Origin of the sequence: Streptomyces sp. enrichment culture, assembly GCF_964272855.1 — a bacterium.
Taxonomy (GTDB): Bacteria; Actinomycetota; Actinomycetes; order Streptomycetales; family Streptomycetaceae; genus Streptomyces.
In genome coordinates, this window is the sequence record NZ_OZ186847.1 from 7,543,433 (window position 1) to 7,558,149 (window position 14,717).

General features: G+C 70.3%; 12 protein-coding genes and 3 pseudogenes. 9 read left to right on the forward strand and 6 right to left on the reverse strand.

Annotation, left to right across the window (positions count from 1 at the left end):
* Window positions 1-55 precede the first annotated feature (55 nt).
* A pseudogene (locus ACSU6L_RS33635) lies at window positions 56-1,251 on the forward strand (DUF2637 domain-containing protein).
* Window positions 1,252-1,284: 33 nt separating this feature from the next.
* Entirely contained in the window at window positions 1,285-1,812 is a 528-nt protein-coding gene (locus tag ACSU6L_RS33640; protein WP_437063003.1) for a helix-turn-helix domain-containing protein, read from the forward strand.
* A 94-nt stretch (window positions 1,813-1,906) separates the two neighbouring features.
* Here the strand turns inward: ACSU6L_RS33640 and ACSU6L_RS33645 are convergent, their stop codons facing one another.
* The 3 genes and pseudogenes from ACSU6L_RS33645 to ACSU6L_RS33655 all read right to left on the reverse strand — a co-directional run bounded on the left by ACSU6L_RS33645 (window position 1,907) and on the right by ACSU6L_RS33655 (window position 5,028).
* Window positions 1,907-3,019 carry a M15 family metallopeptidase gene (locus ACSU6L_RS33645; RefSeq protein ID WP_437063005.1) on the reverse strand — a complete coding sequence of 371 codons (1,113 nt, stop codon included), beginning with the start codon at window positions 3,017-3,019 and terminating at the stop codon, window positions 1,907-1,909.
* A gap of 132 nt (window positions 3,020-3,151) precedes the next feature.
* A pseudogene (locus tag ACSU6L_RS33650) lies at window positions 3,152-3,893 on the reverse strand (PIG-L deacetylase family protein).
* A 661-nt stretch (window positions 3,894-4,554) separates the two neighbouring features.
* Window positions 4,555-5,028: a hypothetical protein gene (locus tag ACSU6L_RS33655; RefSeq protein WP_437065248.1), complete on the reverse strand. Its 474-nt coding sequence runs from the start codon at window positions 5,026-5,028 to the stop codon at window positions 4,555-4,557.
* Between the two features lie 332 nt (window positions 5,029-5,360).
* Here ACSU6L_RS33655 and ACSU6L_RS33660 point away from each other — a divergent pair, with 332 nt between their 5' ends.
* From ACSU6L_RS33660 to ACSU6L_RS33685, 6 genes and pseudogenes are all read left to right on the forward strand, one after another.
* A complete protein-coding gene (locus tag ACSU6L_RS33660; RefSeq protein WP_143204302.1) occupies window positions 5,361-5,681 on the forward strand; it encodes a hypothetical protein in 321 nt (106 codons plus the stop codon).
* 262 nt (window positions 5,682-5,943) lie between these two features.
* Entirely contained in the window at window positions 5,944-6,339 is a 396-nt protein-coding gene (locus tag ACSU6L_RS33665) for a transposase (protein ID WP_437063007.1), read from the forward strand.
* Window positions 6,258-6,673: pseudogene (locus ACSU6L_RS33670) on the forward strand (transposase). The gene ACSU6L_RS33665 and the pseudogene ACSU6L_RS33670 overlap by 82 nt, the downstream one beginning before the upstream one ends.
* 203 nt (window positions 6,674-6,876) lie before the next feature.
* Window positions 6,877-7,431, forward strand: coding sequence for a hypothetical protein (locus tag ACSU6L_RS33675; protein ID WP_437063009.1), 555 nt, complete (start codon window positions 6,877-6,879; stop codon window positions 7,429-7,431).
* A gap of 145 nt (window positions 7,432-7,576) precedes the next feature.
* Window positions 7,577-8,047 (forward strand): hypothetical protein, encoded by a 471-nt coding sequence (locus tag ACSU6L_RS33680; protein WP_437063010.1) that lies wholly within the window; start codon window positions 7,577-7,579, stop codon window positions 8,045-8,047.
* A 263-nt stretch (window positions 8,048-8,310) separates the two neighbouring features.
* Window positions 8,311-10,548: a protein kinase domain-containing protein gene (locus tag ACSU6L_RS33685; RefSeq protein ID WP_437063011.1), complete on the forward strand. Its 2,238-nt coding sequence runs from the start codon at window positions 8,311-8,313 to the stop codon at window positions 10,546-10,548.
* A gap of 35 nt (window positions 10,549-10,583) precedes the next feature.
* Here ACSU6L_RS33685 and ACSU6L_RS33690 read toward each other — a convergent pair whose 3' ends face one another.
* The gene (locus ACSU6L_RS33690) at window positions 10,584-10,805 is read right to left on the reverse strand and encodes a hypothetical protein (RefSeq protein ID WP_437063013.1); all 222 of its coding nucleotides are present in this window, start codon (window positions 10,803-10,805) and stop codon (window positions 10,584-10,586) included.
* 264 nt (window positions 10,806-11,069) lie between these two features.
* Between ACSU6L_RS33690 and ACSU6L_RS33695 the strand changes: the two genes are divergently transcribed.
* A complete protein-coding gene (locus ACSU6L_RS33695) occupies window positions 11,070-13,526 on the forward strand; it encodes a SpoIIE family protein phosphatase (protein ID WP_437063015.1) in 2,457 nt (818 codons plus the stop codon).
* 70 nt (window positions 13,527-13,596) lie between these two features.
* On the opposite strand, the gene ACSU6L_RS33700 is transcribed toward ACSU6L_RS33695, so the two are convergent.
* Both ACSU6L_RS33700 and ACSU6L_RS33705 read right to left on the reverse strand, forming a co-directional pair.
* Entirely contained in the window at window positions 13,597-13,827 is a 231-nt protein-coding gene (locus ACSU6L_RS33700; RefSeq protein ID WP_073945074.1) for a response regulator transcription factor, read from the reverse strand.
* Between the two features lie 317 nt (window positions 13,828-14,144).
* On the reverse strand, window positions 14,145-14,408 hold the full coding sequence (locus tag ACSU6L_RS33705; protein WP_437063017.1) for a hypothetical protein: 264 nt from the start codon (window positions 14,406-14,408) through the stop codon (window positions 14,145-14,147).
* Window positions 14,409-14,717: the final 309 nt, after the last annotated feature.

Below are 14,717 nucleotides of genomic sequence, written 5' to 3' on the forward strand. Positions count from 1 at the left end.
ACCTCTATAGGCGACAGCGCCGAGCGCACGGGCACGACGAAGGGGGCATGGGTCCATGACGATCACCGCCGATCTCGGGAGGGCGGGGGCGGTCGGCGGCGGCCGCCGCCGAGTCGTGTGGACCCGTGGCCGCCGCATCACCTTCGGGATCATCGGGTTCGGGTCCCTGCTGATCGCCCTGACCGGCTTCGTCGGCTCCTACACGGCCGTACGTGACCTCGCCGAGGAGAAGGGGTTCGGGTGGCTTGCCGCTGTTTTCCCCTTGGGGCCGATATTGGCATCATCGCGATGCTCGCCCTCGACCTTGCCCTGACCTGGGTCGACTTGCGGTATCCGCTCCTGCGGCACATCGCCTGGCTGCTTACCGTGGCAACGGTGGCATTCAACGCTTTCTCCTCTTACCCGGACATACTTGCATCTTTTATGCATGCGGCGATTCCCTTGCTGTTCATCGCGATCACCGAGGCGGTCCGGCATGCGATCGCCGTCGCGACGGCGCGGGAGGAGGGGCGGGAGGAACATGCGCTCTCGCTGGGCCGGTGGCTTCTCGCCCCCTGGTCGACCTGGCTGATGTGGCGCAGCAGGAAACTGTGGCCGAGCACGATCTCCTCGTACGAGGTGGCGCTGTACCAGGAGAAGCTGGACTACCGCCGGGAGTTGCGAGACGCCTACGGCTGGCGCTGGCGGCCGAAGGCCACGCGCGAGGAGCTGCGGCCGTTGCGCCGCAGCCGTCTGGGATACGCCGTCCGCCCAGCAGCAGAGCCGCACCGATCGGAACGGAACGAACTGCACAAGCATACTGCGCCCGCCGCGCCGGGGGTGGTCGTGCTCGAGCAGGCGCAGGACGGCCAGGCGCCCGCCTTGTCCCCGGCCATCGGCTCGGTGTCGCCCGAGCCGGAGGATTCCGATGAGCACGAGCGTGCGCAGTGCCCGTCGGCGGGGCGCGCGCGAGCCGGCACCGAGTCCGCGGAGGAGGCGCTGCACGAGCATCCGCGCGAGGACCTCCTCGAGCGGCGAGAGCTCGACGCGGGGCAGGCTGGTCATCCGGCCGGGGGCCGGGCCGGCGTGGACACTGAAGGACTCACTGAGATCAATCGTGCGCTACTGAAAACTTCCCTGCAGTCCGACGGACTTGGTCCCTGCGGATCCCACAAGAAGCCGAGGAGTCCTGTGCGCGCCCGGGACACCGTCCAGTTCCGGGCGAGAGGGGGGCAGGGGGTGTCCCGGAAGTGCACACGGGCCGGGAGGTGAGCACCCGCGCGTCGGGTGCCGTGATGGGCACGGATGCCTGTCACCACCGGCACGTCCGGTGCTCGGATTCTCGCCGCCCTCGACCCGCTCGACGGTGTCGAGGTAGCGCAGCTGGCCGCGGTTACCGGCTTGCATCGCACCACGGTCCGCCGCCGCGTGGACAAGCTCGTCGAGGACGGGCTGGCCGAGGAAGCCGACGGCCTGGTCTACCTGCCCCGCCACCTGGCCGGTGATGGAGGCCTTCGCCCCGACCCCGACCAGCTTCAGCAAGTCGCCCTCGCCCGAGGCACCGCCGGCCTGGGGAAGCGGCGCCGCCAGCGGCACGGCGATCAGCGGCGGTACTACCGAGAGTGGCTCACCGCACGCGCACAGCGCACCGTCGAGCGTCGCCGGTCCGGCGGGGCGCGGCTGCGGCTGGTGCCCGAGGGCGTGGTCGACGAAAACACGGGAGAGCTCCGCGACCCGGCGTGGCGGGGGTGGATCGTCGACGACCCGTACCGCCCGACCTGGCCCACGCCACCCTGGTCCGGCGACGGGGTGCCCGAGGCGGTGTGCGGATGAACCCACTACGAGAGTTACGTACGCGGCCAGCGCCCGTCGGTCGTGGCTGGACAGTGGCTCGCCCTCTGCGGACCTGCATTCCGACGACCGTGGGTTACCGCGAACAGCGAAGGGAGCGGGGTCCGTACAGTGCCGTCGGCTGGTTGGTCATCAGGGCCCAGTACCGGTCGCCGTAGCTCCAGTGCCACCACTCCGTGCGGTAGTTAGTCAACCCGGCAGCGGACAGGGCGGCGGCCAGCAGGGCCCGGTGCGTGCGGGCCTGGTGGCTGATCGAGGTGGCGTCCGTGTAGCAGGCGCCGTCGCTCTCTTCGGGGCTGGCGTTCACGCGCGTGCCCATGTCGAGCTCGGTGCCGCTGGCGTCCACGAGGGTGAGGTCGACGGCGGCGCCGGTGCTGTGCGGGGCGATCTCCGGCGGGGACACGTACCGGCTGGCGGCCTTGTAGACCTGGTCGTCGGGCCAGGCCGGGTTGGCCGCGCGGAGTTCGTTCGCGTACTCCTCGAAGTAGCGCCGCTGCAGGTCGGGCGGGCGGTAGCCCTCGATGTAGAGCAGGCGCAGCCCGTCGGGCAGGAGTGACTGGGCATGTACGAGCCGGTCGAGGACGCCGCGGCGCAGATGGGCGTACGAGCCGGTCGTGTCGGCTCTGCGGTCGTCGACCAGCAGGGTTCCCCGTACGTCGGTGAGCGGTTCGCCGCAGTCGGCGACGGGGATGGCCGTCACGCGCGGGTCGGACATCAGGACGATCGGACCGGGCGCGAGGGTGATGTGCATCCAGGGCGCGGCGTTCTCGCGGTGGGAGTGACCGAGGGGTTCGATGCCGTTCTGGTCGGTGAGGCTGAACCCGGTCACCATGACCGTGCTGGAGCCGTCGGCCACGGACACGAGGTGTGTTCCGCAGTCGGGGCAGAAGCCTCGTCGGAGGGCCGGGTAGGTCGCGTACCACTTCGGCTCACCCCTGGGCCCGGTCCAGATCAGGGAGTCCAGAGGGAAGCCCACCCACAGCACCGCGGGCCCGCCGGAGATCCGAGTCTCATAGACACATGAACACAAATGCGGATCATCCGGAACTCCGGTGACCTGGTAGGTGATCCGGCCGCACTGGCAGTGTCCCGTTCGAACCAGCGCTGGAGCATCCGATGCGGCTCTTGTGGCCGGCAGGGGCTGAGCGGCCACGGAGGGCGTGCTGAGGGCGGGTGATGTGTTGCTCATGCGAGTCCTCGCTTCGAGATGGGCCGGAGGCTACAAGGTGGTGAGGTCGGTGGCGTCCAGCAGTTCGGTGAGGAGCTGCCACGCGGCACGGGGGATCCGGAGCCGCGCGCGGGCCTGGTGGACGGCGGCCAGTCAGGCGCCGAGCCGGTGAGGGTCACCCGGCGCGGGGCCGGGGGTGAGCCGGGTGAACTGTTCGGTGCTGATGATCTCGTCGCGTTCTGCTTCGGGCAGGCGGGCGAGAAGGCCGGGCAGGGGCCGCTCGCGGGCGGCTTCGCTGCGGTGCGCGAGGATGGCCTTCAGCTTCACCGCGGCCCCCGGTGAGACGTCGACGGTCGTGGTCACGTACGCGTCCGGCACCGCGAGGAGTGTCTTCCCAACGCTCTGGAGTAGCGGGCCGAGAAGGCCCACACCGGATGCTGAGTGCGTGGCCGCGTACAGCGCGGCAGGCTGCCAGGGCTCCCCGGCGTCGGGATACAGGGTCGACAGGCCGGCGGCCTCGACGGCGAGGAGGGTGATCTGGTGGGCACGCCGGTGATCCGGGTGCCCCGTGAGCTAGCCCAGGGCATCGTGGCCGATCACGATGTCGGGCCGGACCTCACGGATGTGTGCGACCAGGCGGCCGACGGCTTCCTCGAGGGGCGCGTCGACGAGGCGCACGGCGCCGTCGGGTGCCGAGGCGGGGTTGAGGGCATCGGCGTAGCCGAGCAGCCGCGGCGCCCCGGCGCCCAAGACGTCCAGGGCGCCGGCGAGTTCGGTGGCTCGTCGGCGCCCAGGTGGCGGTGACAACGGAGGTGCGGGCGCCGGCGGCGTGGTGCTGTGCGAGCACACCGCCGGCCAGCAGGCTCTCATCGTCGGGATGGGCGAATACCCCCATCAGCGAGGGCAAAGACGGCTGTCGGATGTGCAGGACCCGGCCCTGCCGGTCGATGACGACGGCGCTGCACGTGACGTGCCCGGGCAGCGTCGTCCGGGCGGTCGCGTCGACGGGCCGGTCCAGCGCGGCAAGGAGGTCGGCCAGGGCGTCACGCTCGCCGGGGTGCCGGCCGAGGTACGCCTCGACGGTCCTGCGGATCGCGGTGGAGCTGGGTGGCATGGGCGTCGTCTCGCCTTCGATGTCAGGGGCTGGCGGGCGGGGGAAGGAAGCTCCAGTGGTTCTGCTCGCCGTTTAGTGGCCGGACGGCTTGGCGCTTCGGGGGCCGGGTACGCTGCCGGCTGGCGGCGCGATTCCGTAGGGGGCGTCGGCAGTGAACACGCCCCGGTACAGGCCGCGCTTACGGGAGATCAGGTCCTCGTGGGTCTTGTCGCCGCCTGGTTCGACTGGCGTCCATGTGTTCCCCTCTCGTGGACGTGGCGGTGGCGTCGCCGTGCTCAACGACGCCGCACGCTTTCGAGCGCCTGTTCCTTTCGGACGCGTTGCGCGCCCTGTGATTCAGCGGTTTTCCGAGGGTGCGCAGTGCATCGACCCTTGCCGCGCAAGAGCCTGCGGTCTGGGGGAGGTTGGCCGAAACGCCGATGTCCGTTGCGGCGGCCGGCTGTCAGCCAGCCCCCGTCGCTGGGGCTTCGCCCTGTTCGCCCGGGGTGGACGGCAGGCCCAGGCGCAGCGTCATGACCGCGTGGTCGGTCAAGCCCGCTTCGCGGGCTTCCTGGTGGTAGTCGCAGGCCAGGACGCGCTCGGCGTGGGGTGTGGAGATGAAGAGGTGGTCGAAGCGGAAGCCGTTGCCGCTGCGCCCGAACGAGGAGTGGGCGACCTCGTAGGGGTGGAGGTGGCGAAAGGCGTCGATGAGGCCGGCGGCCTGGAACGAGTCGTAGAAGTCGTACTCCCAGTCGCCGAACACCTTGTGTGGGGGCTGGTGGCCGCGCTCGATGACGTTGAGGTCCCAGGCCACGATGACGGGCATGTCCGGGAAGGCGGCGAGCAGCCGCGGCGCGCCCAGTCCCGCGCCGAGCATGCCGCCCAGGCTGAAGGCGGCGTGGAAGGTCGGCATGACCGGCCGGCGCAGAGCGGTCATGTCGGTCCCGGACGCTCCGCGTCGACCCCTTCCTCCGCCTTGCAGCCGCCCGCACCAGACCCCGCTCGGCTCGGCCAGGACGCACCGTCCCTCACAGTCGGCCTGATCCAAACGACACGCCCCTGGCCTGCGACGACCTCACGCGGAGTGGTCGCTGTGAGTTTGTCAAGTCCCGGGTTCCAGGGGCGTGACGCGATGCGTCTGCCAGGGCTTACTTGAGGCATGGGCTTGCGCGGAGCAGCTGGTCGGCCCGCACGGTGCGGAATGACCTGGTGCGACCCGGCAGAGCCGTCTCACAAGCCCCCGATGTTTCTCGCTGGAGGAGAATTCCCATGCCCCGTACCTTTTCGACGCAGCGTCTCGTGATGGCTGCCGCCTCGACCGTCCTGACCGCAGCAGGTGTGCTGGTGCCCACCAGTGCGTTCGCAGCCCCGGCGCCGCATACCGGCACGGTGGCCATGACGACAGCCGGTCACGGTGATCACAAGAAATACGGCAACGACAAGGACAAGAAGTACGGCAAGGACAGCAAGCACAAGAAAAGCCGCTACGGCGGAAACAAGAACGGCCCCGTCACCATCATCGTCATCGGGAACAATAATACGGTCAATGGTAACGGCAACGGTAATGGGAGCGGCAATTCGCTGACCTGACTTCTGTAGACGGCATCGATTTCACGGCCTGGCCGGGCGGCAACGCCCGGCCAGGCCAGCGGCATGTCCGGCTGCAGAACTGGACCTTGCTGTGAACTTTCGACACCGAGACCGGCCGTGGCCGCCCTGGGGGATTGACGGTGTCCTGTGTGGTGAGGCGTCGTTGAACTCGGCATGGGGCGGGGTACGTGGATTCGGATTGTTCCGGACGGGCTGTGGGAGATCGCGAAGCCGCTGATCCCACCGTCGAAGGTGCGGCCACATGGGCGGCGGAACGCAGGACACGCCTGATGAAACCCTGTTCGCGGCGATCATCTACGTGCTGGTGTCCGGCTGCGCCTGGCGGGCTCTGCCGCCGTGCTTCGGGATATCGAAGTCGACCGCCCACCGCCGGTTCCTCATCTGGTCCAGAGCCGGTGTCTGGGGCCGGCTGCACGAGGCCGTGCTGCACCAACTTGACGACGCTGGCCTCATCGACGTCACCCGCGTAGTCCTCGACACCGCCCACGTCCGGGCTGAAAAGGGGGCGAACACACAGGTCCGAGCCCCGTGGACCGGGGCAAACCGGGTTCCAAGATGCACGTCCTGTCGGACGCGAACGGACTGCCCCTGGTCGTCGGCGTCTCCGCCGCGAACGTCCACGACAGCGAAGGACTGAAGCCGATGGTGGCCGGTCACCAAACGAGACACGACCCCCACCGCGGCCGTCACCTCAAGCCCCAACGGCTCCATGCAGACAAGGCATACGACGTGCCTCAGCTGCGGAAATGGTTACGCGGCAAGCGCATCGGCTGCGCATCGCCCGCAAAGGCATCGAGTCCAGCGAACGATTGGGCCGTCGCCGGTGGGTCATCGAGCGGACCATGTCCTGGCTGTCCGGCTACCGTCGGCTCAGCCCCCGCTGCGAACGAAATCCCCGCAACTACTTGGCCTTTCTCGGTCTCGCCGCCGCCCTGTGCTGCTACAAGCGACTCGTCTGCCTCACCACATAGGACACCGTCTTATGGGCTTTTACCCGGCGTCTTCGGCCCGGTCAAGTCCCGAGTCCTCGGAGCATGACGCGCTGCGTCGTCTCGGGCCTAATTGAAGTGTGGTTCTCACCGGAAAGGAAATGAGGACCGTGCGGTGCGGAGGAATCCTCGACCAGGGTTTCCTCTTAGGATCAGGAAAAATGTTTTCACAAAGGAGAAATCCCATGACTCGCAAGGTTCACAGCGCCCACGCCGGCACCCACAAGGACGCCAGGCCCAAGCGGTGGGGCTACCGCTTCGCGATGGTCTTCGCGTCGGCCGCTGTCGTCACCGGAGGCGTCGTCCTTCCTGCGTCCGCCGCGACGGCGGCCCCGAGCCACTCCGCGGCGAGCGTCGTCACCGGTGGCGGGGCCGGGGGGGCGGGCGGCTCCAGCGTCTTCGGCAACGGCGGCGCCGGCGGCGCGGGCGGCTCCAGCGTTTTCGGTGGCGGCGGCTCGGGCGGTGCCGGTGGCGGCAGCGTCTTCGGCAACGGCGGCGCCGGCGGCGCGGGCGGCTCCAGCGTCTTCGGTGGTGGCGGCGGTGGCGGCGGCGGTGGCTCCAGCGTCTTCGGTAATGGCGGCGGCGGTGGTGCCGGTGGCTCCAGCGTCTTCGGCAACGGCGGCGGTGGCGGCAACGGTGGCAACACCGTCTTCGGTGATGGCGGTGCCGGTGGTGCCGGTGGCTCCAGCGTCTTCGGCAACGGCGGCGCCGGCGGCGCGGGCGGCTCCAGCGTCTTCTGATCGGCGCGGGCCACGGCAGCCCCACCTGGACGGGGTGGAGGTCCGGCGAGACCTTCACCCCGCCCCTCATAGGCCACTGCGACCGGCCCCGGCGTCCGGGGCCGGCGCCGTGGCTGATCCCTTGACTTGGAAACGGAGAAACCTCATGCCCAGAAGTATCTGGCAGCGTCCACTCATCCTGGCGATGGCCTCAGCGGCTCTCGCCACCGGCACCGTGTACGCCGCCCAGGCGGCGCAGAGTGCCCCGACAGGCTCCACTCACTCCACTGATGCCGGTCATCCCCTCGGTCACCGTTCGGACTGCGGCGAGGGCGGCAAGGGCGGGGAGGGCGGTAAGGGCGGCGAGCCCGGTAAGCCCGGTGAGCCAGGCAAGCCCGGTTGTTTCCGGCTCGAGGACCTGCTGCCGCACAAGCCGGAAGGATCGAAGCTCGGGAGAGCGGACAAGGTACGGATCGTGATGTCCCTGATGTCCGGACACACGACGAGCGCCGAGGTCGCCGAGAAGTGCGACGTCCCGGAAGCGGAGATCGACACCTGGAAGCGGCAGTTCCTCGACGGCTACTGGTCCGCGTGGTTCACGGAGAACGGGGAGAGCGCCTTCCCCTTCTGCTGGTGAAGGAGGCGGACTGCCGGCCATCGGAAGCCGGTGATCACGGCCGGACCGGCCGCCTGGGCTCTGCCTGCCCGGGCGGCCGCTTGCCGTCCGTGGCGGCCTGCCGAGCCGCACGAGGCATCGGTGAGCGCTGACCGCACCGAACATACGCGGGGCGGGCTGCACCCGCTCCGAGCAGCCTGCCACTGTGTGGCGATATACCCTGGACAAGGGTTCTTCCACGCTCGCCGGGAACCCTGCTGGGCGTTCCCGGAAGAGGGAGCGCCATGACGGGAGCGTACGAGGCCGCCGGGCGCGTGATCGCCGGACGCTACCGGCTCCTGCGTCGACTCGGCGCTGGTGGCATGGGACGGGTGTGGCTGGCCTACGACCAGGAACTGGCGTGCGAGGTCGCGCTGAAAGAGATCATCCTCCCGCCGCACGTCCCGGAGAGTGAGGTGGGCGCCCGGATCGCCAGGGCCCGCGGCGAAGCGCAGCACGCCGCCCGGCTGCGCAATCACCCCCATGTCGTCACGGTGTACGACATCGTGGAGTCCGGCGGCCTGCCGTGGATCGTCATGGAGTTCGTTCCCGGCGCCATGGACCTGGAGGCGGTGGTGCGCGAGCGAGGGCCGCTGCTTGTCGCCGACGTCGCCCGGATCGGGCTCGCGATTCTGGACGCCTTGCTGGAGGGCCACCGGCTCGGCGTCCTGCACCGGGACGTCAAACCGGCCAACGTCCTGCTGACCGACCCGGACCCGGCTTCCTCCCACGCTGCTGAGGACGGCCGGGTGCTGCTGACCGACTACGGCATTGCGCTGGAGCCGAGCTCCGGCAAGGCGCGCCTGACCGCCCCCGCGGAGATCATCGGGACGGTGCGCTTCATGGCTCCCGAACGGCTGCGCGGGGAGACGCCCACCCCGGCCTCCGACCTGTTCTCACTCGGCGGCACCCTGTATTTCGCGCTGGAGGGAACCGGCCCCTTCGACCGCGACTCCGACTGCGACATGCTGAGCGCCCTCCTGTCGGAGTCTCCCGCCCCGCCGCGCCGGGCAGTGGAGCTGGCCCCGGTCTTCCTCGGGCTGCTGGCCAAGGACCCCGCGCAGCGCATGGGCGGCGACGAGGCCGCCGAGCGGCTCACCTCCATCGCCGCCCAGCCCAGCCCTTCTGCTTCGCAGCCCTTGACTCTCCCCCCGGTCGTGCCGCCGACCGAGCCGGAGCAGCCGGCCGGCCAGAAGCCGCCGCGCCCCCGGGAGCCGGAGCCGTCGACCGAGCTGCTGCCGCCGGTCGAACCTGCCGACCTGCCCCGTCAGCCGCTACCGACGGCCGAGGCGGCCGAGGCGGCCGAAGCGGCCGAAGCGGCCCAGCCCGTTCAGCCGCTGGCGCCCGATGGTGACGAGGCCCGGTCGCGTTCCGGGCGCCGACGGGGCAGGCTCGTTGCGGGGATGGTGGCGGTGGTGCTGGCCGTGGGGGGCGCCGGCGTCTACCTGGCGCAGTCCGGCCCCTCGGACCCTGAACCGGCGCCCTCGATCCGGGTCGGCGACTCACCGCAGGGGATGGCGATGTCCCAGGACGGACGCCGGAGCTACGTGACCAATTTCGGCTCGGGTTCGGTGTCGGTGATCGACACCCTCACCAACCGCACCGAGGACAAACCCATCCGGGTCGGCAAGAACCCGCGGGATGTGGCGGTGTCCCCGGATAGGCGCCGGGTCTATGTGACCAATTACGGCTCGGACTCGGTCTCGGTGATCGACACCCTCACCAACCGCGTGGACCGTACCATCACCGTCGGCTCCACCCCGGTGGGCGTGACGGTGTCCCGGGACGGGCGCTGGGTGTACGTGACCCTGAGCCGTTCGGGCTCGGTGCCGGGCTCGGTGTCGGTGATCGACACCGCGACGGACAAGGTGGACCGCACCATCTCGGTCGGCAAAGACCCGCAAGGGGTGGCGGTGGCCCCGGACGGACGCCGGGTCTACGTGACCAATTACGGCTCGGACTCGGTGTCGGTGATCGACACCAAGACGAACAAGGTGAACGACACCATCTCCGTCGGCAAGGCCCCGCTGGGGGTGGCGGTTTCCTCGGACGGGCGCCGGGTCTATGTGACCAACAGATATTCGGATTCGGTGTCGGTCATCGACACGGCGACGGACAAAGTGGACCGCACCATCCGCGTGGGCGGCGGCCCGTGGGGCGTGGCGGTGTCGCCGGACAGGCGCTGGGTCTACGTGGCCAACAACTACGAAGGCTCGGTGTCGGTGATCGACACGGCGACGGACAAGGTGGACCGCACGATCCCCGTCGGCCGCGGCCCGCTGGAGGTGGCGGTGTCGCCCAACCAGGACAGGCGCCAGCTCCTCGTGTCCAACTTCGTCGCGGACTCGGTGTCGGTGATCCCGTTCCGGAATACGTCTGACGCGTCAGCACTGTGCCCGGCCGATTCCGGCGGGACCGGCACCACCGCCGTCCCGGGCGGGACCACCCCGCCCAGCCGCTGTCCGCCGCAGCAGGCCTGGTGACTACGCGGCGTCGGTGGTGGTTGCCTCACCTGACGTCAGGGCGGGGTGCAGCCCGGCGGGTCCCAGACCAGCGAGCCGCCCTCGATGTGGTTGCCCGTACAGGGGTCGTGCGGTGTCGCCCTGGGCGATTCCACAGCGCCCTTCGTCGTTCGCGGCGCTGCCTCGGCGCTCGCCACGCCCACCGTTCCGGCGAGCAGCGCCGCGGCGCAGGACGCACCGGCGATATGTCGCAGGCACCGCCAGACGGTCGTCTTCACGATGATCTCCCTTGGGTGGACGGACTGCCTACCACCAGCGTGGGGGCCGGCAATGGCGTCGTCAACGGCCGGGGTAAACCTGTCACAGTATCCGGACATTTCTGGATATCGCGGACTTCTCACAGGGACTGGCTCGGACCCCTGGTGACGCCGTTGTGTTGGTGCTGCGCGCCTCGCAGGATCATGCTTGTCAGTAGGGCCCTGGCCGTGCAGGTTCCTGCGGGACTGCAGGGGAAGGAATTAGCGAGGGCGAGATGAGCGGCGATGCAGCGACTTCCCACACCTCCTGGTGAGTGGCACGACAGGGCGGACGACTCCGGCGAGCCGCCGTACACGGCCGCGGCCACCGTCAGTGCACAGGGCATCGTGACGGGGTGGAGCGAGGGGGCGCGGCGGCTGGTCGGCTACGAGCCTCCGCAGGTCGTGGGACGCCCCGCCGCCCACCTGCTCGCCGATGCCCTGGGTGAGAGCGTCCCCGGGCGGGACAGGTGGAGCGGCAGCGTGGCGGTGCGGCACCAGAACGGCAGCCGGCTCCGGCTGCGACTGCTCGCGAACCGGCGCACGCACGCCGGGCAGGCCGGCGAGTGGCTCGTGGTCTGCGCTGTGGCCGGCCGTCCCAGCAGGCCTGCGGCAGAGACGCCGGGGGAATGGATGTTCACCCAGTCCCCCTGTGGTCTGGCGCTGTTCGACGCGGATCTGCGCCTGGTGCGGGCGAACGCCGCCATGGAACGCGCTCTCGGCTTCACGGAAACCGAGATGCGCGGGCTGTGCCTGCCGGAGATCGCACCGCATCCCACGAGCGAGGAGGCCCACAGCAGGATGCGTATGGCCTTCGAGACCGGCGAGCCGCAGTACCTGCAGGCCGATGTCCGCCCCGCTACGGCGTCAGGCCTGCAGCAGACCCAGCTGACCTCGCTGGCCCCGATGAAGGACCCCGACGGCCGGGTGCGCTCCGTTTGCCTGGCGGCGCACCACAGGGCACAGGCGCTGCCCGCCCGGCAGCACACGGACCTGCTGAAGGAAGCCGACGCCCGCATCGGCACCACCTCGGACATCGCCCGCACCGCGCATGAACTGGCCGACGCCTCCGTACCCCCTCTCGCCGACTTCACCGTCGTCGACCTGTTCGATGGCCCCGGCAGCGGCGCCGAGATGCCTCCCGCCCCGCCGGCCGGGGGCGTCACCTTGCGCCGCACCGCGGTGCAGTCGGTTCTCGACGGGTGCCCCGAGTCGGTGGTCGCGACGGGCGAGACGACCGCCTACCCGGCACTGTCACCCGTGGCCCGATGCCTGGCCCGGGGCCGTGGCGCCCTGTACACGACGGCAGACCTCGCCGTCGCCCGGTGGGCGGGCGAGGACCCCCAGGCCACCCGGATCCGGCAGGTGGGGACCCACTCGCTGATGGTGGTGCCGATGCGCTCATCGGACAACACGGTCGGCGTCGCCCTCTTCGGCCGTCACCGGAGCCCGGAGCCCTTCACACCGCAAGACCTGTGGCTCGCCGAGCAGCTCACCGCCCGGGCGGCCGCCGGCATCCACGGAGCCCGGCGGCACGTCCGTGAGCACACCACCACCATGACTCTGCAGCGCAGCCTGCTCCCGCAGACACTGCCCGACCAGGCGGCCCTCGAGATCGCCTCCCGCTACCTGCCGGCCGGCAGCCGTGCCGGCGTGGGCGGCGACTGGTTCGACGTGATCCCGCTCTCCGGCGCGCGGGTGGCCCTCGTGGTGGGCGATGTGGTCGGACACGGTATCCGGGCTTCGGCCACCATGGGCCTGCTGCGCACCGCGGTGCGTACGCTCGCCGATGTCGACCTGCCGCCCGACGAGTTGCTCACCCACCTCGACGATCTCGTCATACGCCTGTCCTCCGACGCGGCCGTCACGGGCGGCGCCGCCGAGACCGCAGGGGGTGTCGGCACCACCTGCCTGTACGCCGTCTACGACCCGGTCTCCCGCCGCTGCACCCTCGCCCGAGCCGGCCACCCCCCACCCGCCGTGGTCACCCCGGGGGGCGCCGTGTACCTCCTCGACGTGCCGGCCGGCCCGCCGCTGGGCCTGGGCGGCCTGCCGTTCGAGACCATCGAGACAGAGCTGCCCGAAGGCAGCCTCCTCGCCCTGTACACCGACGGTCTGCTCGAAGTCCGCGACCGCGACATCGACGAGGCCCTGGACAAGATGTTCGCCGCCATCGCCCAACCCGCCCAGACACCGGAGTCGGCCTGTGACCGGGTACTGGCGGCCCTGCTGGCCCACCGCCCGGACGACGACGTCGCCCTGCTCATCGCCCGCACCCGGGCCCTTGCCCCCGACCGGGTCGCCGCCTGGGACCTGGCCTGCGACCCCGCCGATGTCGCCCGGGCCCGCCGGCTGGCCACCGACAAGCTGGCGGACTGGGGACTCGGCGACGCCGTCTTCGTCGCCGAACTGATGGTCAGCGAACTCGTCACCAATGCCATCCGCTACGGCCGCCCACCCGTCCAGCTCCGGCTGATCCACGAGAACAACACCCTGATCTGCGAAGTCTCCGACTTGAGCAGCACCACCCCGCACATGCGGCGTGCCCGGATCTTCGACGAAGGAGGTCGCGGCCTGTTGCTGGTCGGCCAGCTCGCCCGCCGCTGGGGCACCCGGCACTCCCTCGTCGGCAAGACCGTCTGGGCCGAGCAGTCCCTGAGTGGGGAGCCAAGCATGGCTTCAGCTGTCGCATCACTCCTGTGACCGGCAGCCTGTCGCGGACAATCGCGTAATGACCGCGACGGCGGCCAGGGCGCCCCGGCACGGTCGGGCGTCACAGCCCCATGGAGATGGCCAGGCGGGTGAGTTCGGCCGTGCTGTGGATGTTGAGCTTGGCCCGGATACGGCGGAGATAGGCGTCGACCGTGTGTTTGGAGAGCCCCATGTGGCGGGCCGTCTGCAGGTAGGTACGCCCAGCGGCGATGTGTCGCAGTGTCTCTCGCTCGCGCGGAGCCAGCACAGAAGCGGGGGCTTCGACGTGCGGCATGGTGACGGTGAGGCTCATGGGATCGTCTCCGACGGATCGGCTCGGTCATCACTGCTCGCATCCTCGGAAGCAGGAGGCGTACGACCGAATAGTTCTATTTGTCCTCTTGAGAAAGATTGCCCGGACGACTTCACGACGCTGTCCGCCGACTGTCACAGACGTGTCACGGGGTACGTCGGCAGGCGCGCCGCACGGCTCGCAACGGGTGCTGCCGGTCGGTGAGCATGCGGTAGATGAACTCGGCCCCCGGTCATCCCGTCGAACCGCTGCCAGGAACCAGGGATTTCGCCCCGCATGAGGATGGGCCACCTGTCGGGGTCCGGGCCCTCGGTGAGTCAGTAGAAGAACTGGTCGGCCTGCTCGGAGCCCGCCCGCTCCAGCACCCCGCCGGGCGCCGGGTAGGTGGAAACCGGCGCCGGGTACGTGGAGGTGGAGGTAGTCGTCGAAGGCGCCGTGCCCGAACAGCTCGGCGAGCTGTCTGTAGTCACTGGCAGGTTGCCGACGACCCCGAGCGGCCCCATCGTGACCAGGCCCCGCAGCGGCGCCAGGCTCACCCGGCCGGGGACGATGCCGGCCGCGCCGCCCGGCATCATGGTCATCCATGCCGAGGACCTCCAGGCTGAGGAGTACGAGCCTGTGCGTGCGGCGGGGCGGGGCTGACAGGGATGCGTCGTGGTTCACGCCCTCGTTGGAGACCGAGGGCCGTTGTGGCGGCGTATGCGATTCTCGATACGCCCGCGATACAGGCAATCCCCGGCATCAAGGAACCCAGCCCGCGGCGACGCCTGCCATGCCGGGTGTGCCGGTCAGCGCGGACCGGACCGCCGGGACGGAACCGCTCCACCCCGAGGATGTGCCGCACCTTGACCGGGCGCACGATCACCGCGACCCGCTGTTCCCCTGGCATG

Bases quoted from the DNA above. Each gene is read 5' to 3' on its own strand.
- ACSU6L_RS33655 (WP_437065248.1), bottom strand. From the start codon at position 5,028: ATGACCGCTCTGCGCCGGCCGGTCATGCCGACCTTCCACGCCGCCTTC.
- ACSU6L_RS33680 (WP_437063010.1), top strand. From the start codon at position 7,577: ATGCCCAGAAGTATCTGGCAGCGTCCACTCATCCTGGCGATGGCCTCA.
- ACSU6L_RS33695 (WP_437063015.1), top strand. From the start codon at position 11,070: ATGCAGCGACTTCCCACACCTCCTGGTGAGTGGCACGACAGGGCGGAC.
- ACSU6L_RS33645 (WP_437063005.1), bottom strand. From the start codon at position 3,019: ATGAGCAACACATCACCCGCCCTCAGCACGCCCTCCGTGGCCGCTCAG.
- ACSU6L_RS33685 (WP_437063011.1), top strand. From the start codon at position 8,311: ATGACGGGAGCGTACGAGGCCGCCGGGCGCGTGATCGCCGGACGCTAC.
- ACSU6L_RS33705 (WP_437063017.1), bottom strand. From the start codon at position 14,408: ATGACCATGATGCCGGGCGGCGCGGCCGGCATCGTCCCCGGCCGGGTG.
- ACSU6L_RS33675 (WP_437063009.1), top strand. From the start codon at position 6,877: ATGACTCGCAAGGTTCACAGCGCCCACGCCGGCACCCACAAGGACGCC.
- ACSU6L_RS33660 (WP_143204302.1), top strand. From the start codon at position 5,361: ATGCCCCGTACCTTTTCGACGCAGCGTCTCGTGATGGCTGCCGCCTCG.
- ACSU6L_RS33640 (WP_437063003.1), top strand. From the start codon at position 1,285: ATGCCTGTCACCACCGGCACGTCCGGTGCTCGGATTCTCGCCGCCCTC.
- ACSU6L_RS33665 (WP_437063007.1), top strand. From the start codon at position 5,944: ATGGGCGGCGGAACGCAGGACACGCCTGATGAAACCCTGTTCGCGGCG.
- ACSU6L_RS33700 (WP_073945074.1), bottom strand. From the start codon at position 13,827: ATGAGCCTCACCGTCACCATGCCGCACGTCGAAGCCCCCGCTTCTGTG.